Here is a 22,309-nt window from a genome sequence, read left to right as displayed (position 1 = left end):
TCAAGGCCCTGCGCTCGAATTTTCGAAAGAAACCGCACGGTACCCTCGTCACGATGTCCCCCGAGGCTTGGAGCTGCGCTAGATGGTGTTCGACGCCGTAGGTAACCCCCAGACGATTCTGCTGCTCGGCGGCACCTCAGAGATCGGGCTGGCGATCTGTGAGCGCTATCTGCGCGACGCGTCTGCCCGCATCGTGCTGGCCGCCCTGCCCGGCGATCCGGGCCGCGACGACGCCGTGGCCCAGCTGCGCAAGGCCGGCGCCAGTTCAGTAGAGGTCATCGACTTCGATGCGGTCGACACCGCGAGCCACCCCGCCGTGATCGACAAGGCCTTCGCCTCCGGCGATGTGGACGTCGCGATCGTCGCGTTCGGCCTGCTCGGCGACGCCGAGGAGTTGTGGCAGAACCAGCGCAAAGCCGTGCAGATTGCCGAAATCAATTACACCGCAGCGGTTTCCGTCGGTGTCCTGGTCGGCGAGAAGATGCGGGCACAGGGCTACGGCCAGATCATCGCGATGAGCTCGGCCGCCGGCGAGCGGGTCCGCCGGTCCAACTTCGTCTACGGCTCCACGAAGGCCGGCCTCGACGGGTTCTACCTCGGCCTCGGTGAGGCACTACGCGAATACGGCCCGCGGGTACTGGTGATCCGCCCCGGCCAGGTGCGTACCCGGATGAGCGCCCACGTCAAGGAAGCCCCGCTGACCGTCGACAAGGAATACGTCGCCAACCTTGCCGTCACCGCGTCGGCCAAGGGCAAGGAGCTGGTCTGGGCGCCGGGCGCGTTCCGCTACGTGATGATGGTTTTGCGGCACGTCCCGCGGTCCATCTTCCGCAAGCTTCCCATCTGATGCAGGCCGGGCCCCGCACGCCGACGAGCGTGGCCGGTCCGGCCAGGGTGGCCGGACACCTGGTGATCGCCCTGATGCTCGCCTCGGCAGTGGCCGGGGTGTCTATCGCCGCGATCGCCCAGGTCCAATGGCCGGCCTACAACACGTCCAACCAACTGCATGCGCTCACCACGGTGGGCCAGGTCGCTGCACTGGCCGGAATCTTCGCCGCCGGGCTGATCTGGCGCCGGGGCCGGCGCACCCTGGCCCGGCTGGCCGCACTGATCTTCCTGTCAGTGTTCTCGGTGGTCACGCTCGCGATGCCGCTGGGCGCCACCAAGCTGTATCTGTTCGGGGTCTCGGTCGACCAGCAGTTCCGCACCGAATACCTGACCCGGCTCGCCGACACCCCCGGCCTGCACGACATGACCTACTTCGGGCTGCCGCCCTATTACCCGGCCGGTTGGTTCTGGATGGGCGGCCGCATCGCCGCAGCCACCGACACCCCAGCCTGGGAGATGTTCAAGCCCTGGTCCATCGTTTCCGTCACCATTGCCGTCGCACTGGCATTCGTGTTGTGGGCGACCATGATTCGCTTCGAGTACGCGCTGATCGTCACCACCGCCAGCACCGCCGCCATGCTGGCCTACTCCTCGACCGAGCCCTACGCCGCGATCATCACGGTGCTGCTGCCGCCGGTGTTCGTGCTGGCCTGGTCCGGTTTACGAGGTAAGACCAGAAACGGCGGCTGGGCTGCCGTCATCGGCGTCGGGATCTTCCTCGGGTTCACCGCGCTCCTCTACACCCTGCTGTTCCTGTACTGCGCGTTCACGCTGACGATCATGGGGCTGGTGCTCGCGATCGCTCGCCGGACGTTCGAACCACTGCTCAGGGGCGTCGTCATCGCGGTGATCGCGGGCGCGATCGCGCTGTTCACCTGGGCGCCCTACCTGCTGGCCGCGCTGCGTGGAACACCGGCCGAGAAGGGCACCGCCCAGCACTACCTGCCCGACGCCGGCGCCCAGCTGACCTTCCCCATGCTGAGTTTCACCCTGCTCGGCGCGCTGTGCATGCTCGGCACACTGTGGCTGGTGGTCCGGGCCCGCACTTCGACCCGGGCCGGTGCGCTTGCCGTCGCCGTGCTCGCCGTCTACGCCTGGTCCCTGTTGTCGATGCTGACCACCCTGGCCGGCACCACGCTGCTGTCCTTCCGGCTGCAACCCACGCTGACCGTGCTGCTCACCACCGCCGGGGCATTCGGCTTCATCGAGGTGACGCAGGCCATCGCCCGGCGCTATCAGCAGGACACCGCGCGCCGCGTCGTCGCCGCGGCAGCCGCCGTAGGTTCGATCGGCGCCATCACGTTCAGCCAGGACATCCCCGACGTGCTGCGCCCCGACATCAACGTGGCCTACACCGACACCGACGGCACCGGCCAGCGGGCCGACCGCCGGCCCCCTGGGGCCGAGCGCTACTACCGCGAGATCGACGCCAAGATCGCCGAGGTCACCGGGGTGCCGCGCAACCAGACCGTGGTGCTGACGGCCGACTACAGCTTCCTGTCGTATTACCCCTACTACGGGTTCCAGGGACTGACCTCGCACTACGCCAACCCGCTGGCCGAATTCGACAAACGCGCCAAGGCCATCGAGGGCTGGGCCACGATGGACAAGGCCGACCAGTTCGTGAAGGCCCTTGACGAGATGCCCTGGAAAGCGCCCACAGTGTTCCTGATGCGCCACGGCGCGAACGACACATACACGCTGCGCCTGGCCTCCGATGTCTACCCCAACCAGCCCAATGTGCGCCGCTATCACGTGGCGCTCGACGCAGCACTGTTCAAAGATCCACGTTTCGAGGTAACCGACATCGGCCCGTTCGTCCTGGTGATCAGAAAGCCAACTCCCGATGGCCATTAGTTCAGGCGCTGACACGCCGATAGCATCAGAGCCCGTGACGGGACCGCGGGGAACCGCCGGCAGCAACCACCGGACGGTGCGGCTCATCGCGATCGTCGCCGGGTTGCTCGGCGTATTGATGGCGGTGGCGACACCGCTGCTACCGGTCAAACAGACGACTGCCCAGCTGAACTGGCCACAGAACGGCACGTGGCAGAGCATCAACGCGCCGCTGATCGGTTACGTCGCCACCGACCTGACCATCACCGTGCCCTGCCAGGCCGCCGCCGGACTGGCCGGGCCGGACAACCGGGGCAAGACGGTACTACTGTCCACCGTGCCCAAGCAGGCGCCCAAGGCCATCGACCGCGGCCTGCTGATCGAGCGGGTCAACGACGACCTGCTGGTCATCGTGCGCAACACCCCCGTGGTCAGCGCGCCACTGGCTGCGGTACTAAGCCCGGCCTGCCAGACCCTGACATTCACCGCCCACGCCGACAAGGTGACCGGGGAATTCGTCGGGCTGACCCAGCGCGATGCCAGTGCCACCGCCGACCACCCCGATGCGCCCCTGCGCGGTGAACGCGGCGGCTACGACTTCCGCCCGCAGATCGTCGGCGTCTTCACCGACCTGTCCGGCCCGGCACCCGAAGGCCTGAAGTTCTCGGCCACCATCGACTCCCGCTACAGCAGTGCCCCGACGCTGCTCAAGCTGCTGGCGATGATCATCGGCGTCGCGATGACCGTCATCGCGCTCACCGCGCTGCATCGTCTCGACACCGCCGACGGCGTCCGGCACCGGCGGTTCCTGCCGCCCCGCTGGTGGTCGATGACGCCGTTGGACGGACTGGTCACCGCCGTCCTGGTGTGGTGGCACTTCGTCGGGGCCAACACCTCTGACGACGGCTACATCCTGACCATGGCCCGGGTGTCCGAACACGCCGGCTACATGGCCAACTACTACCGCTGGTTCGGCACCCCCGAGGCACCATTCGGCTGGTACTACGACCTGCTGGCGCTGTGGGCGCACGTCTCCACCAACAGCGTGTGGATGCGGCTGCCCACCTTGTTGATGGCACTCGCGTGCTGGTGGGTGATCAGCCGGGAAGTGCTGCCGCGTCTCGGCCGAGCGGTCAAGACCAACCGGGCGGCCGCCTGGACCGCCGCGGGCATGTTCCTGGCGTTCTGGCTGCCCCTCAACAACGGGCTGCGTCCCGAACCGATCATCGCCCTCGGCATCTTGCTGACCTGGTGTTCGGTGGAACGTGGGGTGGCCACCAACCGCATGCTGCCGGTGGCCATCGCGATCATCATCGGCGCGCTGACCCTGTTCTCCGGACCCACCGGCATCGCCGCTGTCGGCGCCCTGCTGGTCGCCGTGGGACCGCTGAAAACCATTGTCGCCCGGCACACCTCACGCTTCGGCCATCTGGCGCTGCTGGCCCCGATCCTGGCCGCGTGCACCGTGACCATCATCCTGATCTTCCGCGACCAGACCCTGGCCAGCGAGATCCAGGCCAGCAGCTTCAAATCCGCCGTCGGCCCCAGCCTGGCCTGGTTCGACGAACACATCCGGTACTCACGGTTGTTCACCTCCAGCCCGGACGGCTCGGTGGCGCGGCGCTTCGCGGTGCTGACGCTGCTGGTGGCACTGGCGGTGTCGATCGCGATGACGCTGCGCAAGGGCCGCATCCCCGGTACCGCGGCCGGCCCGAGCCGGCGCATCATCGGCATCACCATCATCTCGTTCCTCGCGATGATGTTCACCCCCACCAAGTGGACCCATCACTTCGGTGTGTTCGCCGGGCTCGCGGGATCCCTGGGCGCCCTGGCCGCTGTCGCGGTGACCGCCGCGGCGATGAAGTCGCGGCGCAACCGGTCGATGTTCGCCGCGCTGGTGCTGTTCGTCGTGGCGCTGTCGTTCGCGACCGTCAACGGCTGGTGGTACGTCTCCAACTTCGGGGTGCCCTGGTCGAACTCCTTCCCGGAGTGGCACTTCGGCTTCACCACGATCCTGCTGGGCTGCTCGGTGCTGGCGCTGCTGGGCGCAGCCTGGTTCCACTTCAGCGGCCGCGACAAATCCCCGGATGCCCCGCAGCGCCGTTGGCAGCGGATCGTGCAATCACCGCTGGCCATCGCCGCCTGGGTACTGGTGATGTTCGAGGTGGTGTCCCTGACCCTGGCGATGACAGACCAGTACCCGGCCTGGTCCGTCGGGCGCTCCAACCTCGAGGCGCTCACCGGTAAAACCTGCGGACTGGCCAGCGACGTAATGGTCGAGGAGAACACGAACGCCGGCCTGCTGGCACCGATCAGCGAGCCACCCGGACAGGCCCTCGGCGCTGTCACCGCCCAGGGATTCGGCCCCAACGGCATCCCGTCGGACGTCTCGGCCGACCCGGTGATGGAACAGCCCGGTGCAGGCAATTTCGCCGACACCGACTCGGGCACCGTGACCGGCAGCGAAGTGGGTACCGAAGGCGGCACGACCGCCGCCGCAGGGGTCAACGGTTCCCGGGCCCGGCTGCCGTACGGGCTCGATCCGGCCACCACGCCGGTGCTGGGCAGCTGGCGCGCCGGCACGCAGCAGCCTGCGATCATGCGCTCGGCCTGGTACCGGTTGCCCGACCGCGACAAGGCCGGACCGCTGCTGGTGGTCTCGGCCGCGGGCCGCTTCGACCCGGGCGAGGTCGTGGTGCAGTGGGCCACCGACGCACAGGCGGTAGAGAACAAGCCCGGCGGCGGCATCGGATTTGCCGACGTGGGCGCTGCACCGGCGTGGCGCAACCTACGCGCCCCGATGGCCGCCATCCCGCGCGAAGCCACGCAGATCCGGCTGGTCGCCTCCGACGACGATCTGGCCCCGCAGCACTGGATCGCGGTGACCCCGCCGCGCATCCCGCAGCTGCGCACGCTGCAGGACGTCGTCGGTTCCCAGGATCCCGTGCTGCTCGACTGGCTGGTGGGCCTGGCGTTCCCGTGCCAGCGGCCGTTCGGCCATCAGTACGGCGTCACCGAGGTGCCCAAGTGGCGGATCTTGCCGGACCGCTTCGGCGCCGAGGCCAACTCGCCGGTGATGGACTACCTGGGCGGCGGCCCGCTGGGCATCTCCGAACTGCTGCTGCGGCCGTCGAGCGTGCCGACGTATCTGAAGGACGACTGGTTCCGGGACTGGGGCTCGCTGCAACGGCTCACACCGTGGTACCCCGACGCCGAACCTGCCCGTCTGGACCTGGGCACCGCGATCCGCGGCGGACTGTGGAGCCCGGCGCCCCTGCGCCACAGCTAGGGCACGAGTACCTGCGGGCGAGGCTGCTTGATTAGAAGTTCGCACACACACTCACCAAAAGGGCGACGGTGACCCGGGGCTCACATCCGGGTCGCATAACATCGAGCCTCGTGCCTTCCGATGAGCCAACCGACCGTGTTGTGGGCATCGCACGCCTGATCGCCATCGTCGCGGGCATCGCGGGTGTGGTGCTGTGCGCGCTGGTGCCGCTACTGCCCGTCAAACAGACCACTGCGACCATCCTGTGGCCGCAGGGCACCGACGGCGGAGGCAACGTCACCTCGGTGACCGCCCCCTTGGTGTCAGGTGCCCCACAATCCCTCGACGTATCCATTCCCTGCTCGGCGATGGCGTCACTGCCCGCCGAGGGCGGCTTGGTGTTCTCCACCATCCCGTCCGGAGGCATCGATGCCAGCCGCAACGGGCTGTTCGTGCGGGCCAACTCCGAGACCGTGGTGGTCGCGTTCCGCGACTCGGTGGCCGCCGTCGCTCCCCGCGCGGCGATCAACGCCGGCGGCTGCAACGCGCTGCACCTGTGGGCCAACCTCGGCGGCGTCGGCGCGGACTTCGTCGGCATCCCCGGTGCCACCGGCACCGCGGCCGTCGAGAAGAAGCCCCAGGTCGCCGGCCTGTTCACCGATCTAAAGGTGGCGCCCCAGCCCGGGCTGAGCGCCCGCGTCGACATCGACACCCGGTTCATCACCTCCCCGACCCCGCTGAAACTGCTGGTGATGGCGCTCGGCGTGCTGTGTGTGGTGGCGTCGATCGCCGCGCTGGCCGTGCTGGACCGCCGGAGCCGCCCCGGCGGCGACATTCAGGCCCGCGGCTGTCATCGAGTGCGCGGCGCCTGGCGGCGCTTCGTGAAAGTGCCGCTCGCCACCTGGATCGCCGACATCGGCGTCATCGGCGGCCTGCTCGTATGGCACGTCATCGGCGCCATCTCCTCCGATGACGGCTACAACCTGACCATCGCGCGGGTCTCGGCCGACGCCGGGTACACCGCCAACTACTTCCGCTACTTCGGCACCACCGAGGCCCCGTTCGACTGGTACCAGTCGGTGCTGGGCCACTTCGCGACGATCAGCACCGCCGGCGTGTGGATGCGGCTGCCGGCCACCCTGGCCGGCATCGGCACCTGGTTGCTGCTGAGCCGCTGGGTGCTCCCCCGGATCGGCCGCCGCGTCGCGCTCAACCGCGTCACCATGTGGACCGCCGGCGCGGTGTTCCTGGCCGCCTGGATGCCGTTCAACAACGGCCTGCGCCCCGAGCCGCTGATCGCCTTCGGCGTGCTCGCGGTGTGGGCCCTCGTCGAAACAACAATCGCCACCCACCGCCTGTGGCCGGCCTGCCTGGCGATCATCGTTGCGGCGCTCAGCGTGACTTTGGCCCCGCAGGGCCTCATCGCACTGGCCCCGCTGCTGGTCGGCGCACGCACCGTCATCAAGATCATCAAGGCCCGACGCATCGCGCTGCCCGCACTGGCCGCGCTGGCGGGCTCGGCCGCACTGATCTTCGTCGTGGTGTTCCGCGACCAGACCCTGGCCAGCGTCGCCGAATCGGCCCGGATCAAATACACCGTCGGGCCGACCATCTCCTGGTACCAGGAATTCCTGCGCTACTACTTCCTGACCGTCGAGGATTCCGTCGACAGCTCCCTGACCCGGCGCTTCGCGGTGCTGGCGATGATGCTGTGCCTGTTCGGCATGATCACCGTCCTGCTTCGCAAGGGCCGGGTACCCGGGCTGACCAGCGGCCCGGTCTGGCGACTGATCGGCACCACCGCCGTCGGCCTGCTGCTGCTGCACTTCACCCCGACCAAGTGGGCCGTGCAGTTCGGTGCGTTCGCCGGGCTGGCAGCCGCTCTCGGGGCGGTGACGGCATTCGCGTTCGCCCTGGTGGGCCTGCACAGCCGACGCAACCTCGCCCTCTACGTCACCGCACTGCTATTCGTGCTCGCCTGGGCCACCTCCGGCACCAACGGCTGGTTCTACGTCGGCAACTACGGCGTGCCCTGGTTCGACCGACAGCCGGTGATCGCCGGATTCCCGGTGACCACCATCTTCCTGGCCCTGGCCATCGTCACCGCGGTGCTGGCCGGCTGGCTGCACTTCCGGATCGACTACGCCGGGCACACCGAGGTGGCAGACACCCGGCGCAACCGGGCGCTGGCGTCGACCCCGCTGCTGGTGGTCGCGACCATCATGGTGGTGCTCGAAGTCGGCTCGATGGCCAAGGGGTTCGTCCAGCGCTACCCCGTCTACACCACCGCGGCGGCCAACGTGCGTGCGTTGAGTTCCGGTTTGTCATCGGACAGCTGTGCCATGGCCGACGATGTCCTGGTCGAGGCCGACACCAATGCGGGCATGCTGCAACCGGTGGAAGGCCAGACCTACGGCGAGTACGGACCGCTAGGCGGTGAGAACCCGGTTGGCTTCACCCCCAACGGAATCAGCGACACCCTGGAACCGCCGAAACCCGTCGTCGCCAACCCCGGCACGGTGAACTCCGACGGCTCGCCCAACAAACCCAACGTCGGCATCGCCTACGCCGCGGGCACCGGGGGCGGCTACGGACCCGTCGGCGCCAACGGCTCCCGGGTATACCTGCCGTTCGGCCTGGACCCCGCCCGCACGCCGGTGATGGGCAGCTACAACGAGCCCGCCTCAAAAGAGGGACGGGTTGCGGCCAAGGCCACCTCGGCCTGGTACCAACTGCCGCCCCGCACCGCGGACCGGCCGCTGGTGACCGTCGCCGCCGCGGGCGCCATCTGGTACTACGACGAGGAACACGAGTTCCACTACGGCCAGTCGCTGAAACTGCAGTGGGGCGTGAACCGGCCCGACGGCAGCTTCCAGGCGCTGAACGCCGTGCAACCCATCGACGTGTTCGCCCAATACGCCTGGCGCAACCTGCGTTTCCCGCTCGCCTGGGCACCGCCGGAGGCCAACGTGGCGCGGATCGTCGCCGACGATCCCAACCTCTCCGACGACCAGTGGTTCGGCTTCACCCCGCCGCGGGTGCCGACCCTGCAGACCGCGCAACAGTTCCTCGGCGCGCAGACCCCGGTGATGATGGATATCGCGACCGCCGCGAATTTCCCGTGCCAGCGCCCGTTCTCCGAACATCTCGGCGTGGCCGAGCTGCCGGAGTACCGCATCCTTCCCAACGTCAAGCAAGTGGTGGTGTCGTCGAACATGTGGCAGTCCGCCCAAAAGGGTGGTCCCTTCCTCTTCATCCAGGCGCTGCTGCGCACGTCGACCATTCCGACGTATCTGCGTGACGACTGGTACCGGGACTGGGGCTCGATCGAGAAATACGACCGGGTGGTGCCGGCCGACCAGGCGCCCGTCGCCACGATTGATCAAGGAACCCAACGAGTGTTCGGCTTCAGCCGGCCCGGACCGATCCGGGCCCTGCCATGAGCACCACGGTGCGCGAACACAGCGCTGACAAGGGCGTTCAGGTGACCCGCTGGGTGGCGATGATCGCCGGACTCATCGGCTTCCTGTGCGCAGTGGCCACACCGCTGCTACCGGTGGTGCAGACCACCGCGACGCTCAACTGGCCCCAACAGGGTCAACTGCAGAATGTCACCGCCCCGCTGATCACCCAGACGCCCGTCACCATGTCGGTGTCGGTGCCGTGCGAGGTGATCCGGTCCATGCCACCGGAGGGCGGCATGGTGCTGGGCACCGCACCCAAGGAGGGCAGGCAGGCCGCCCTCAACGCGTTGTTCGTCAACGTCAACGCCACGCGCGTCGACATCACCGACCGCAACGTGGTGATCGCCAGCGTGTCCCGGGAGAAGGCGAGTTCCGCCGCCTGCGACCGCATCGAGATCACCTCGAACGACAAGGGCACGTTCGCCACGTTCGTCGGGCTCACGGGCGCGGACGGCAAGGAGCTGCGCACCGGCTTCCCCGATCCGAACCTGCGGCCCCAGATCGTCGGCGTCTTCACCGAGCTGACCGGACCCGCGCCGCAAGGTCTTTCGTTGTCAGCCACGATCGACACCCGATTCACCTCCAAACCCACCGCGCTCAAGCTGGTGGCGATGCTGCTCGGGATCGCCGCCACAGTGGTTGCGCTGCTGGCACTGTGGCGGCTGGACCGCCTCGACGGCCGCCGGATGCACCACCTGATCCCATCCCGCTGGCGCACCTTCAGCGCCGTCGACGTGGTGGTGGTCGGCGGATTCCTGAGCTGGCACGTGATCGGCGCCAACTCGTCCGACGACGGGTACATCCTGCAGATGGCGCGCGTGGCCGACCACGCCGGCTACATGTCGAACTACTTCCGCTGGTTCGGCAGCCCGGAGGATCCCTTCGGCTGGTTCTACAACCTGCTGGCCCTCATGACCCATGTCAGCGACGCCAGCATCTGGATGCGACTGCCCGACCTGATCTGTGCCCTGGTCTGCTGGCTGCTTCTGTCGCGCGAGGTGCTGCCCCGCCTCGGACCCGCGGTCATCGCCTCCAAGCCGGCACTCTGGGCCGCGGGCCTGGTGCTGATGGCGGCCTGGATGCCGTTCAACAACGGCCTGCGCCCCGAGGGCCAGATCGCCACCGGCGCACTGATCACCTACGTGCTGATCGAGCGGGCCATCATCTCCGGACGCCTGACTCCGGCCGCCATGGCGATCATCTCGGCGGCGTTCACCCTCGGGATCCAGCCGACCGGTCTGATCGCGGTCGCCGCGCTGCTCGCCGGTGGGCGCCCCATCCTGCGCATCCTGGTGCGCCGCCGCCGCGTGCTGGGCGTGTGGCCGCTGGTACTGCCACTGCTGGCCGCCGGAACAGTGATCCTGACCGTGGTGTTCGCCGACCAGACGCTGGCAACAGTGCTGGAGGCCACCAGGATTCGCACCGCCATCGGGCCGAGTCAAGAGTGGTACACCGAGAACCTGCGGTACTACTACCTGATCCTGCCGACCGTGGACGGCTCGCTGTCGCGCCGGTTCGGCTTCATCATCACCGCGCTGAGCCTGTTCGCCTCGCTCTTCATCATGTTGCGGCGCAAGCGGGTTCCCGGTGTGGCCCGCGGGCCGGTGTGGCGGCTGATGGGCATCATCTTCGCGACCATGTTCTGCCTGATGTTCACCCCCACCAAGTGGGTGCACCACTTCGGACTGTTCGCCGCCGTCGGTGCGGCAATGGCCGCGGTGGTCACCGTGCTGGCCGGGCCGGTGGTACTGCGGTCGGCCCGTAACCGCATGGCGTTCACCGCCGCGGTGCTGTTCGTGCTGGCGTTGTGTTTCGCCACCACCAATGGCTGGTGGTACGTGTCCAGCTACGGCGTGCCGTTCAACAACGACAAGCCCAACATCGGCGGAATCACGGTGAGCGCCATATTCTTTGCGCTGTTCGCCATCGCCGCGCTGTGGGCGTACTGGCTGCACCTGAGACCATCGGCCGAAGGCCGGTTGGCGCGGGCACTGACCACCGCACCGGTGCCGCTGGCGGCCGGGTTCATGGTCGTGGTATTCGTCGGTTCGATGCTCTACGGCGTGGTGCGCCAGGAGGGCACCTACTCCAATGCGTCCTCGAACCTGCGGGCCTTCGCCGGTGGCTGCGGCCTGGCCGACGACGTGCTCGTGGAACCCGACACCAACGACGGGTTCCTCACCCCGGCACCGGGAGACTACGGCCCGCTGGGGCCGCTGGGCGGCACCGCACCAACCGGGTTCACCCCGAACGGCGTGCCAGACCACATTGTCGCCGAGGCGATTCGGATCACCGTCCCGATGCCCGGCATCGATGCCGATTGGAATGCGGCCGCCGAATTGACGACAACGGGCATAAACGGTTCCAGGGTGCCTTTGCCCTACGGGCTGGATCCGGCCCGGGTACCGCTGGCCGGCAGCTACGTCGAAGGCGCGGCTCAGCAGGAGAGCAAGCTGGCCTCGGCCTGGTACCAACTGCCCGCTCCCGACGCCGCCCACCCGCTGGTCGTCGTCACCGCCGCCGGAACCATCACCGGCAACAGCATTTTCAACGGTCGCACCGAAGGCCAGGCGGTCGAGCTGGAGTACGGACGGCCTGGGCCCGACGGCGCCGCAGTACCGGCCGGCCGGGTCGAGCCCTACGACCTGGGGCCCATCCCGTCCTGGCGCAACCTGCGCTTCGACCGCAGCGAGATCCCCGCCGACGCGACGTTCGTCCGCGTCATCGCCGAGGACAAGTCGTTGTCTCTCGGAGACTGGATCGCCGTCACCCCGCCCCGGGTTCCCGAGGTCAAGACCGTGCAGGAGTACATCGGCTCACAGCAGCCGGTGCTGATGGACTGGGCTGTGGGCCTGGCCTTCCCGTGCCAGCAGCCGATGCTGCACGCCAACGGTGTCACCGAGGTGCCGAAGTTCCGGATCACCCCGGATTACAACGCCAAGATGAAGGACACCGACACCTGGGAGGACGGCATCAACGGTGGCCTGCTGGGCATCAGCGATCTGCTGCTGCGCCAGCATGTGATGGCCACCTACCTGAACAAGGACTGGGGCCGGGACTGGGGTTCGCTGCGCAAGTTCGACACCATCGTCGACGCGGTTCCCGCAGAGGTCGAACTCGGTACCGCGACCCACTCCGGGCTCTACAAGCCGGGCCGGATCCGCATCAAGCCGTAACCCGCTCCGCAGCCGTGACCAGCTTGCGGGACAGCGTGCCGAGCACTACCCGCAAGACGAGCCAGTACGCCAACCCGACCACCCGCCGGCGGGTCTCGTATCTACCCCGCCACGTCACCTGCGTCCCGCCGGGAGCCTCGGTGAAAGACACCTCGGCCTGGTAGTCCCGGATCGGGCCGTCGGTGAGCATGGTGTAGCCATGCCGGCGGCCGGGTTCATGGATGGTGGTCATCTCGCGGGTCGGCTTCTTCCGGGTGCCCACGGCCCGGATCGCCCCGACCCCACCGTCATCGGCCGGGCCCCGCGTCTCCCATGCCGAATACGGGATCAGCGGTTTGGCCCACTCGGACCACCGGGATCCGTCGGACACGATGGCGAACAAGGTCTGGGGCGACGCCGTGGTGCGGCGACGGACAGTGCATTCGAAGTGGCGGTACACCATCGAGACAATAACAGAACAGTGTTCTACTATTGCGAAATGGCAGAATCCGCTCCACCGTTCACCCGCGCACGCAGCGAAGCGCAACGTCAGGACCGGTCATCCCACGTGCTGGCCGCAACGCGCGGGCTCCTCGAGAACACCGGCGCGGCCGCATTGACGTTGGGCGACGTGGCCGCATCAGCCGGACTCGCGAAGTCGGGCATCCTGCGGTATTTCGGGTCACGCGAGGCGCTGCTGTTGGCGGTGATGTACGACGAGCATCTGACCTGGATCGATGAGTTGGCCGGCGAACTCTCCACCACCGGCCCGGCCACGGCGCTGGCGCACACCCTGGCCGCACGACCGGTGCTGTGCGATCTCATCGCCGCCTCACCCGTACTCATCGGGCGGCTCGGCCCAGATAGTCTGCGCGCCCTGGCGATGCAGGCGGCAGATGCGCAACAGCGGTTGGGTGCGGCTCTGCGGCAATCACTTCCGTTGTCCGACGAACAGCTGAGATCGTTGACTGCCGCCGTTCACGCCTTCACCGGCACAGCCTGGGCGTGGACCACGCCGGAAACAGGGGGGCGGAACGCCATGGTCACCGACTTCGAATCCACCGTGGGCCGGCTGCTCGAGATCTTCATCGCGGGCCTGCAATCTTGATTCCAGCTTGATTCCAGCCAACACGGGTGCCCTGTGGACAACTTGTGGATGGATTTCACCAGGCCCCGCGTCACCGCTCTTCAGGGCCCATATTTTCGAATTACACGCTTGTGAGTAAGGATGTGCGTCAACAGCCCGCCGCAAAGGCGCCGACTCACCGTCGCAGAGCCGCGAGGGCGACCGCAGCCGCGTTGGCGCCGCACATGCCGTGCGCTCCGGGCCCCGGTGGGGTGGCCGCCGAACACAGGTACATGCCTGGAACACCGATTCGATAGGGCTGCAGTGTAATCCGCGGGCCGAACACCAACTGCCGGATGTCCTTGGCGCCCGTGCAGATGTCACCGCCGACATAGTTGGCGTTGTACACCGACATCTCCGTCGTCGAACGCACCGCCATCCCCACGATCCGTTCTCGGAACCCGGGAGCGAACCGCTCGAACTGACCGATGATCGCCTCGGTCGCATCGCCGGTATAGCCGTGGGGCACATGGGCATACGAGTACACCGGGTTGATGCCGCCTGCCGATCGGCTCGGGTCGGCCAGGTACTGCTGACCGACGAGCACGAACGGTCGCTGCGGCATCCTGCCGGCATGGATGTCGCGTTCGGTCGCGGCGATCTCGTCGAAATCGCCGCCGAGGTGCACGGTTCCGGCCCGGCCCGCCTCCGGATTGGCCCACGGCACCGGGCCGTCGATGGCGAAGTCCACCTTGAATGCGCCTGGACCGTATCGGAATCGACGGAATCCCCGAGCCACCCGCTTGGGCAGGCGGTCGCCCAGGATGTCGGCGACCGCCGTCGGAGCGACGTCGAACATCGTGACGTCCGCCGGCGGCAACTGCGCTGCAGACGTGACGTGGACACCGGTCTCCACCTTGACGCCCGACTCCGCCAGCACCGCTGCCAGTGCATCGGTGATGGCCCGCGAACCACCCTCGGCGACGGGCCAGCCGTGCCGGTGCCCGGCCGTGATGATGCCCATCCCGATCGCCGAGGTCAGCGGGCGGTGCAGCGGCTGAAACGTATGGGCGGCAACGCCTCCGAACAATGCACGGGCCTGCGGAGTGCGGAACAGCCGGGCGAACACCGCGGCCGGCAGCACCGTGGGTGCGCCGAACCGGGCCAGCGCCAACGGATGCTTGGGCACCCGAAGCAGCGGTCCCATGATGTCCTGCGAGAGCAGGTCGAACTTTTCCGACGGACCGCCGAACGCCGCCCGCCACCGACCACCGTCCGCGCCGAGCGCCGCAGCGGTGTCATCGACACTGCGGTACAGCAGGCCCGCGTCGCCACCGTCGAGTGGGTGAGCGCAGTCGACCTCGGGCCATTTCCACCGCAGCCCGTGCCGTTCGAGCTCGAGGGAGTTCAGGAACGCCGAGCCGACGGCCATCGGGTGGATCGCTGAGCAGTGGTCGTGGAGCAGGCCGGGGACGATGCCGTCACCGGAACGCACCCCGCCGCCGATCTCGCCGGCCGCCTCCAGCACGGTGACGTCCAGCCCCGCCGAGGCGAGAGTGATGGCGGCCGCGAGCCCGTTGGGCCCGGCACCGACGACGACCGCGGTATTCACGCGCGCCGGATCAGATCGGGGTCAGCCCGTGCTTACGCTGGACCTTGGGCATGTTCTGCTTGTCCCGCAACAGGTGCAGGGACTTACGGAGAAGCAGCCGGGTCTCGTGCGGCTGGATCACGCCGTCGATGTAACCGCGCTCGGCCGCGATCCACGGCGTGGCCAGGTTCAGGTTGTAGCCCTCGATGAAGTCGGCACGGATCTTCTGCACCTCGGGTGCGGTCGGATCCGGAAAGCGCTTCACCAACAGCTGCGCGGCACCTTCGGCGCCGATCACCGCGATACGTGCGGTCGGCCAGGCGAAGTTCAGGTCCGCCGAGAGCTGCTTGGAGCCCATCACCGCGTACCCGCCGCCGTAGGCCTTGCGGACGACGATGGTCACCTTCGGCACGTCGGCCTCGACGATGGCGTTGAAGAACCGGCCACCGCGCTTGATGATGCCGTCCTTCTCCTGCTCCACACCGGGCATGGCGCCGGGGGTGTCGACGACGAAAACCAAAGGCAGGTTGAAGGAGTCGCAGAACCGGATGAAGCTCGCCGCCTTGTCGGAGGCATCGGTGTCCACCACTCCGGACAGGAACATCGGCTGGTTGGCGATCACGCCGACCGGACGGCCGTCCACCCGCGCGAACGCGGTGATCATCGCGGGGCCGCGCTGCTCGGCGATCTCGAAGACGTCACCGTCGTCGAAGATCCGCAGCAGGATCTCGTGCATGTCGTACGCCGTGTTGTCGGCATCCGGCACGATCGAATCCAGCTCCAGATCGTGCGGGGTGATCTCGGGCTCAAGGCCCGGGTTGACGATCGGAGCGTCGTCGAAGTGGTTGGCGGGCAAGAACGAAAGGTAGTCGCGGACGTACTGGAACGCCGCGGCCTCATCCTCTACGACCTTGTGGATGTTGCCGCGCTGGGCCTGCACGTCGGCACCGCCGAGCTCGTCGAACGTCACATCCTCACCGGTGACGTCCTTGATCACGTCGGGACCGGTGATGAACATGTAGCCCTGATCGCGCACCGCCACCAGCAGATCGGTCTGGATCGGCGAATAGACCGCGCCGCCCGCGCATTTGCCCAGAATGATGGAGATCTCCGGGACCAGGCCGCGCAGCATCTCGTGGCGGCGGCCGAGCTCGGCGTACCAGGCCAGCGAGGTCGCAGCGTCCTGGATGCGGGCGCCGGCCGAGTCGTTGATCCCGATGATCGGGCAGCCGACCATCGCCACCCACTCCATCAGCTTGGCGACCTTGCGGCCGAACATCTCACCGACCGAACCCTGGAACACCGTCTGGTCGTGGCTGAACACACCCACCGGGCGGCCGTTGATCGTGCCGTGCCCGGTGACCACGCCGTCGCCGAACAACGCGTTCGGGTCACCCGGGGTCTTGGCCAGCGCGCCGATCTCCAGGAAGCTGCCCGGATCGACCAGTGCGTGGATGCGGGCACGGGCGCTGGGAATGCCCTTCTTGTCCCGCCGCGCAATGGCTTTCGCGTCGCCCGGTTCCTTGGCCAGTTCCAGCTTTTCGCGGAGCTCGGCCAGCAGTTCGGCCGTGGTCTTGTTGGTCACTTGCTCTCGCTCTCCGCTTCGATACGGTTGATCGCCTCGCTCATGTGAGCACCGACCTTGGCAATGTACGGCTCATCGATGGCCTGAATGTGCTCACCCCCGATGGGCACCACCTCGAGATCCTTGACGTACTCGCCCCAGCCACCGTCGGGCTTGCGGGTCGCGTACGCGGGCTCGAACACGATGGCGTCATCGTGGTAGCGGTCGGCCAGGTACAGGGTCACGTGGCCGTCGTACGGCTGGACCTCGATGGTGGCCAGGGCGCGCTGGTCCAGGTACGACGTGCGCTGATGCTCGATGATCCCGCCCGGGATCTGCACACCGCTGTCCTTGATCGCGTCCAGGACAAACTTCACCTGGCCCTCGTCGTCGAGCTGCTCCAGCTCCTCGTACGGGATCGCCGGAATCTCGACGTTGAAGGTGCGTTGGGCGAACAGGGCGTAACGATCCCAACGGGCCCGCATACCCTCCTTGCTCTGGTCGATCGGCTCCCCGGGAAGCGCGAGGTCGATCAGGCCGACGAACCGGACATCGGCGCCTGCGCGCTTCAGCCCGATCGCACACGCGTAGGCCAGTGCCCCGCCCAGCGACCAGCCGGCCAGGATGAACGGGCCCTTGTGCATCTCCAGGAGCTTGGGCACGTACTCGGCCGCGCGCTCCTCGATGGCACCCTCGACCCGTTCGATGCCGTACACCGGGGTGTCGGCGGGCAGCCGCTTCATCAACGGCTCGTAGACGACGGTCGATCCGCCGGCCGGGTGAAACACGAACAGCGGCACGTGCGAGGAGCCTTCTTTGCCAGGCCGCAGGGTGCGGACGAATCCGTCCACCACACCCTCTTCGAGCTGATCGCGCACGATCGTGGACAGCTCTTCGATGGTCTTGGCCGAACGCACCTGCTCAACCGTGACGGTGCCCTCGGCACGCTCGGAGAGCCGCTCGGAGAGCTTCGTCGCGGTCTCGACATCGACGAAGGGCAGCTCGTTGAAGATGCCGCTCGGCGACTTGCCGGTGACGATCGCCCAGGTGGCGAATGTGACCCGCTCGGCCGCGTCACGCGGGGGCACGTCGGCGCCCAATGCCTCGGTGACCGCCTCCTGGGTCAGTACTTTGGCAGCCGCCGCAGCCGCGGTGGCCTTGCCGGGTCCGGACGGATCACTCGGCGGGGCGGGGACGGCAGGTCCCGACGGGTCCGAAGGCGCCGGTGGAACCGGAAGATCAGCCGGGATTCCACTTGCTTCGGGAGCGTCAGCGCTCTCCTCGGAGTCGTTCTCCGCCAATGGGTGTCCGGTCTCGGCCAGCTTGGCCTCAAGCTCGGCGACCGTGGAGGCACCGCCCAGCAGTTCGGACTGCTCCGCGGCGATCTCCTCGGCCGTCTTGCCCTTCTGGGACTCGGCGATCTGATCGACCTCGTCGCGGTGCTCGATCGCGTACTTGATGAGCTCCTCGACGTTGTACAGGTTGGCGTCGCGCACTGCGGTCAGCTGAATCGGCGGCAGGTCGAAGTCGTACTCGACCCGGTTCTTGATCCGTACCGCCATCAGGGAATCCAGGCCCAGCTCGATCAGCGGCACCTCCCACGGCAGGTCCTCTGGCTCGTAGCCCATGGCGCCGCCGACGATGGTGCCGAGTCGCTGTGCGATGGTCTCGCCCGAATCCGGTGACCACTTGGCAAAGCCCGCACCGAGATTGGCGCCCCTGGTCAGGTTGTCCTGCAATATCTCGGCATCATCCTGGGCCTCGGGTTCGGCCACGGCCGGCGCGGCCGAAACCTGCTCGGCGACAACGCCGGCGCCCACCGCGGTCGGCAGCGCGGCCGCGGCGCCGCCGCGGGTCACGATCGCGTCGTAGACCAGGGTGAAAGACTCCTCGATCCGGGCGTGCACCTGCACGGAGGCACCGCCCGGGTGCCGGGTCAGCGTGGTGACCAGACGCGAGCCCTCGGCGGGCACCGCACGCTGCTCGGAGGCGGTCAGCTTGGCATCCGGAAGCACCTGCGCGGCAGCCGCTCTCACCAGCGCGGCGAGGTCAGCGGCGCCCTTCGACACGAACTCCCAAACATGCTTGCCGTCCGGTGTCGCGACGTGGTTGCCGGGCATCACTGCCGAACTGTCCGCGGTGAACGTTGCTTCCAGCCAGTGCTGCTTGCGCTTGAACCGGGTGGGCGGGATGTTGGCGAAGTCCAGGGCGCCGGCCAGCCCGCTGGACTTGCGCGGGAACAGAGTCCGGAAATCCAGGCTGTGGCCGTGCACGAACAAGTGAGCCATGGCCGTGACCATCGACTCGACCTCGTCCTGCTTGCGGGCCAGGGTTGCGATCAGCTGCGCATCGTGGAGCCCGGCCGAAGCCGTCGTCAATCCAACCTGCATGAGTGCCACCGGGTTCGGCGCCAACTCCAGGAAGGTGGTGTGGCCGTTGTCCACCGCATTGCGGATGCCGTGGGTGAAGTAGACGCTGTGGCGCAGCCCCTTCTTCCAGTAGTCCACATCGTGGATCGGCTCGGCGCCGGCCCGGATGAACTTGCCCTCGTGCACGGTCGAGAAGTAACCGGTGGTCAGCGGATGCGCTTCGATGCCTTGGATTTCGGCGGAAAGCTCACCGATCAGCGGATCCATCTGCTGGGTGTGGCTGGCGCCCTTGGTCTGGAGCTTGCGCGCGAACTTGCCCTCGGATTCGGCACGGGCGATGATCGCGTCGATCTGCTCCGGCGGGCCCCCGATGACGGTCTGGGTCGGGGCGGCGTAGACACACACCTCGAGGCCCGGATAGTCCGCGAAGACGGTCTTGATCTCGTCGGCGGAGTACTCGACCAACGCCATCAACCGGATGTACTCGCCGAACAGCATCGCCTCGCCCTCACCCATCAGGTGCGCGCGCGAGCAGATGGTCCTGGTGGCGTCGGCCAGTGACAGGCCGCCGGCGAAGTAGGCGGCGGCCGCTTCACCGAGCGACTGTCCCACCACCGCACCGGGTTTCGCTCCGTGAGCCTTGAGGAACTCCCCGAGCGCGATCTGGATGGCGAAGATCACCGTCTGGACCACTTCGATGGGGTATTCGCAGGTGTCGTTGGTGTAGTCGATCGCGTCATCGAGAATCAGTTCGACGATCGAGTACCCGCGCTCATCCTGGATGTGAGCGTCGACCTTGTTGATCCACTCGGCGAAGACCGGCTCGCGCAGGTACAGGCTCTTGCCCATCTTGCGGTGCTGCGCACCGAAACCGGCGAGCACCCACACCGGGCCGTTGGTCACCGGGCCGTCGGCCGAGATCACCGTCGGATGCTGCTTGCCATCGGCGATCGCCCGCAGGCCCTTGATCGCCTCGTCGTGGTCATGGGCCAGCACCACGGCGCGGGAACGGCCGTGGTTGCGGCGCGACAGCGAGCGTCCGATGGACTCGAGCGACGACGCGCGACCCTCTTCGCTGTCGATCCAGTCCGCCAGCTCCGCCGCGGCGACCTTCTTGCGTGAGCTCAGGAACGCCGAGACAGCAAGCGGGACAACCTTCTTGGTGGGCTCAGCAGCTTCTGCCGCCGCCAACTCCGCACGGGCCGCCTCGATCAGGCGCAGCGCCTCGTCGGTCAGGCCGGGCAGCTCCAGGCTCGACTCTTCGTAGGCCGGGTATTCAGAAGGCTCATCGTGAACAAACTCGCCGTACTCGTCCATCCGCACACCACCGACAAGGGCGGCGTTCGCATCGTCGGCGGCCGGCTTGTCCTCGACTTCGGGTTCCGGCTGCGGCTCGACCAGATCCGACGGCAAGACCTCGCGCAGCACCAGGTGCGCATTGGCCCCACCGAAGCCGAAGCCCGAGACACCGGTGATGGCGTGCCCGCTGTAGCGCGGCCACTCCGAGACGGTGTCGTTGACCTTGAGGTGTTCCTTGTCGAAGTCGATGTACGGGTTGGGGCCCGCGTAGTTGATCGACGGGGGCAGCTTGTCGCGCTGCAGCGACAGGGTCATCTTCGCCAGGCTGGCCGCGCCGGCAGCCGACTCCAGGTGTCCCACATTGGATTTCACCGCACCCAGCAGAGCTGGCTTGTCGGCGTCGCGACCGCGGCCGACCACCCGGCCCAGTGCGTCGGCCTCGATCGGGTCGCCCAGGATGGTGCCGGTGCCGTGCGCCTCGATGTAGTCGACGTCGCGCGGGTTGATCCCGGCGTCCCGGTAGGCCTTGCGCAGCACATCCTCCTGCGCATCCGGGTTGGGTGCGAGCATGCCGTTGGACCGGCCGTCATGGTTGACCGCACTGCCGGCGATGACGGCGAGGATGGTGTCTCCGTCGCGGCGGGCATCGGAGACCCGCTTGAACACCAACATGCCGCCGCCCTCGGAACGGGCATATCCGTTGGCGTCGGAGGAGAACGACTTGATCCGGCCGTCCGGGGCCAGCACTCCGCCGACCTCGTCGAAACCGATGGTGACGATCGGGGTGATCATCGCATTGACCCCGCCCACGATGGCGACATCGGCCTCGCCGGAGCGCAGCGCCTGCACACCCTGGTGCGCGGCGACCAGCGAGCTGGAGCACGCGGTGTCGACGGATACCGACGGCCCACGGAAATCGTAGAAGTAGGACACCCGGTTGGCGATGATCGAGGTGGCGGTACCGGTGATCGCATACGGGTGCGCCGTCGTCGGGTCCATCAGGGCCAGGAACTGGTAGTCGTTGTTGGAACTACCCACGTACACAGCGACATTGGTGCCGCGCAGGCTCGACGCCGGGATACGGGCATGCTCGAGGGCCTGCCAGGTCAGTTCGAGCGCCATCCGCTGTTGCGGATCGATGTTGTCGGCCTCCATCTTCGACAGCGCGAAGAACTCGGAGTCGAAACCCTTGATGTCCGATAGGTAGCCGCCGCGAATGCTGGCCTTGCCGACGCGTTCGGCGATCCGCGGCTCCGCGAGGAACTCTTCCCAGCGGCCCTCGGGCAGGTCCGTGATGGCGTCGCGGCCCTCCAGCAGCGCCTCCCACATTTCGTCCGGGGAGTTCATGTCCCCCGGGAAGCGGGTTGCGACGCCGACAATCGCGATGTCCTCGACATCGGAGGCACGCGTCCAGTCCTCGTCACCGGTGTCCTCGGGCTCGGGCTCGCCCTCGATGATCACCGTGGCCAGCGACTCGATGGTCGGGTGCCGGAAGAGCACCGTGGCCGTCAGCGTCACACCGGTGAGGTCCTCGATGTCGCTGGCCATGGCCACCGCGTCACGCGAGGACAGCCCCAGCTCGATCAGCGGAGTGGTTTCGTCGATCGTGTCGGGCGACTGACTCGTGGCGGTGGCCACCGCCTTGCGCAGCCACTCACGCATCTCCGCGACAGTCAGGTCTGGGCGCACCGCCGGCGCCGCGGCAGGCTCGGTGCCTTCTGGAAGATTCGAATTGCTTTGTGCTTCATCCATATTTCAGGTCACCTTGCATCAGAACGAGCGCTGGTCGGCGTCGTAGCGGTGGGGGGT

General features: G+C 67.7%; 10 protein-coding genes. 6 read left to right on the top strand and 4 right to left on the bottom strand.

The annotated features are described in order from the left end of the window. Nucleotides 1-82: 82 nt before the first annotated feature. From ACZY08_RS06305 to ACZY08_RS06285, 5 genes are all read left to right on the top strand, one after another. Complete coding sequence (locus ACZY08_RS06305) at nt 83-847, top strand: decaprenylphospho-beta-D-erythro-pentofuranosid-2-ulose 2-reductase (protein ID WP_463743693.1); 765 nt, start codon at nt 83-85, stop codon at nt 845-847. Then, a complete protein-coding gene (locus tag ACZY08_RS06300; protein WP_463743692.1) occupies nt 847-2,745 on the top strand; it encodes a galactan 5-O-arabinofuranosyltransferase in 1,899 nt (632 codons plus the stop codon). Before ACZY08_RS06305 ends, ACZY08_RS06300 begins: the two co-directional genes overlap by 1 nt. After that, nucleotides 2,735-6,013, top strand: a complete 3,279-nt coding sequence (locus tag ACZY08_RS06295; protein ID WP_463743691.1) for an arabinosyltransferase domain-containing protein — start codon at nt 2,735-2,737, stop codon at nt 6,011-6,013. The genes ACZY08_RS06300 and ACZY08_RS06295 overlap by 11 nt, the downstream gene beginning before the upstream one ends. Nucleotides 6,014-6,123: 110 nt before the next feature. Beyond that, nucleotides 6,124-9,435, top strand: coding sequence for an arabinosyltransferase domain-containing protein (locus ACZY08_RS06290; RefSeq protein ID WP_463743690.1), 3,312 nt, complete (start codon nt 6,124-6,126; stop codon nt 9,433-9,435). Continuing rightward, nucleotides 9,432-12,632: an arabinosyltransferase domain-containing protein gene (locus tag ACZY08_RS06285; RefSeq protein WP_463743689.1), complete on the top strand. Its 3,201-nt coding sequence runs from the start codon at nt 9,432-9,434 to the stop codon at nt 12,630-12,632. The genes ACZY08_RS06290 and ACZY08_RS06285 overlap by 4 nt, the downstream gene beginning before the upstream one ends. Here the strand turns inward: ACZY08_RS06285 and ACZY08_RS06280 are convergent. After that, nucleotides 12,622-13,074 carry an SRPBCC family protein gene (locus ACZY08_RS06280; protein ID WP_463743688.1) on the bottom strand — a complete coding sequence of 151 codons (453 nt, stop codon included), beginning with the start codon at nt 13,072-13,074 and terminating at the stop codon, nt 12,622-12,624. The genes ACZY08_RS06285 and ACZY08_RS06280 overlap by 11 nt on opposite strands. Nucleotides 13,075-13,110: 36 nt before the next feature. Between ACZY08_RS06280 and ACZY08_RS06275 the strand changes: the two genes are divergently transcribed. Then, complete coding sequence (locus tag ACZY08_RS06275; protein WP_463743687.1) at nt 13,111-13,719, top strand: TetR/AcrR family transcriptional regulator; 609 nt, start codon at nt 13,111-13,113, stop codon at nt 13,717-13,719. A 154-nt stretch (nt 13,720-13,873) separates the two neighbouring features. On the opposite strand, the gene ACZY08_RS06270 is transcribed toward ACZY08_RS06275, so the two are convergent. Genes ACZY08_RS06270 through pks13 form a run of 3 tightly spaced genes read right to left on the bottom strand, consistent with a single transcriptional unit; the run spans nt 13,874 to nt 22,252 of the window. After that, nucleotides 13,874-15,289: a phytoene desaturase family protein gene (locus tag ACZY08_RS06270; RefSeq protein WP_463743686.1), complete on the bottom strand. Its 1,416-nt coding sequence runs from the start codon at nt 15,287-15,289 to the stop codon at nt 13,874-13,876. A gap of 10 nt (nt 15,290-15,299) precedes the next feature. Beyond that, nucleotides 15,300-16,853, bottom strand: a complete 1,554-nt coding sequence (locus ACZY08_RS06265) for an acyl-CoA carboxylase subunit beta (RefSeq protein ID WP_463743685.1) — start codon at nt 16,851-16,853, stop codon at nt 15,300-15,302. After that, nucleotides 16,850-22,252 carry a polyketide synthase Pks13 gene (gene pks13, locus ACZY08_RS06260; RefSeq protein ID WP_463743684.1) on the bottom strand — a complete coding sequence of 1,801 codons (5,403 nt, stop codon included), beginning with the start codon at nt 22,250-22,252 and terminating at the stop codon, nt 16,850-16,852. Before pks13 ends, ACZY08_RS06265 begins: the two co-directional genes overlap by 4 nt. Nucleotides 22,253-22,309: the final 57 nt, after the last annotated feature.

Source organism: Mycobacterium sp. IDUB_9 (assembly GCF_055419505.1).
The sequence above is the reverse complement of the archived record's forward strand: the minus strand, read 5'-3'. Positions and strand labels throughout refer to the sequence as shown.

What these genes read in the sequence shown, in the direction of transcription:
- ACZY08_RS06305 (WP_463743693.1), top strand. Translation starts at nt 83, where the DNA reads ATGGTGTTCGACGCCGTAGGTAACCCCCAGACGATTCTGCTGCTCGGC.
- ACZY08_RS06300 (WP_463743692.1), top strand. Translation starts at nt 847, where the DNA reads ATGCAGGCCGGGCCCCGCACGCCGACGAGCGTGGCCGGTCCGGCCAGG.
- ACZY08_RS06295 (WP_463743691.1), top strand. Translation starts at nt 2,735, where the DNA reads ATGGCCATTAGTTCAGGCGCTGACACGCCGATAGCATCAGAGCCCGTG.
- ACZY08_RS06285 (WP_463743689.1), top strand. Translation starts at nt 9,432, where the DNA reads ATGAGCACCACGGTGCGCGAACACAGCGCTGACAAGGGCGTTCAGGTG.
- ACZY08_RS06280 (WP_463743688.1), bottom strand. Translation starts at nt 13,074, where the DNA reads ATGGTGTACCGCCACTTCGAATGCACTGTCCGTCGCCGCACCACGGCG.
- ACZY08_RS06275 (WP_463743687.1), top strand. Translation starts at nt 13,111, where the DNA reads ATGGCAGAATCCGCTCCACCGTTCACCCGCGCACGCAGCGAAGCGCAA.
- pks13 (WP_463743684.1), bottom strand. Translation starts at nt 22,252, where the DNA reads ATGGATGAAGCACAAAGCAATTCGAATCTTCCAGAAGGCACCGAGCCT.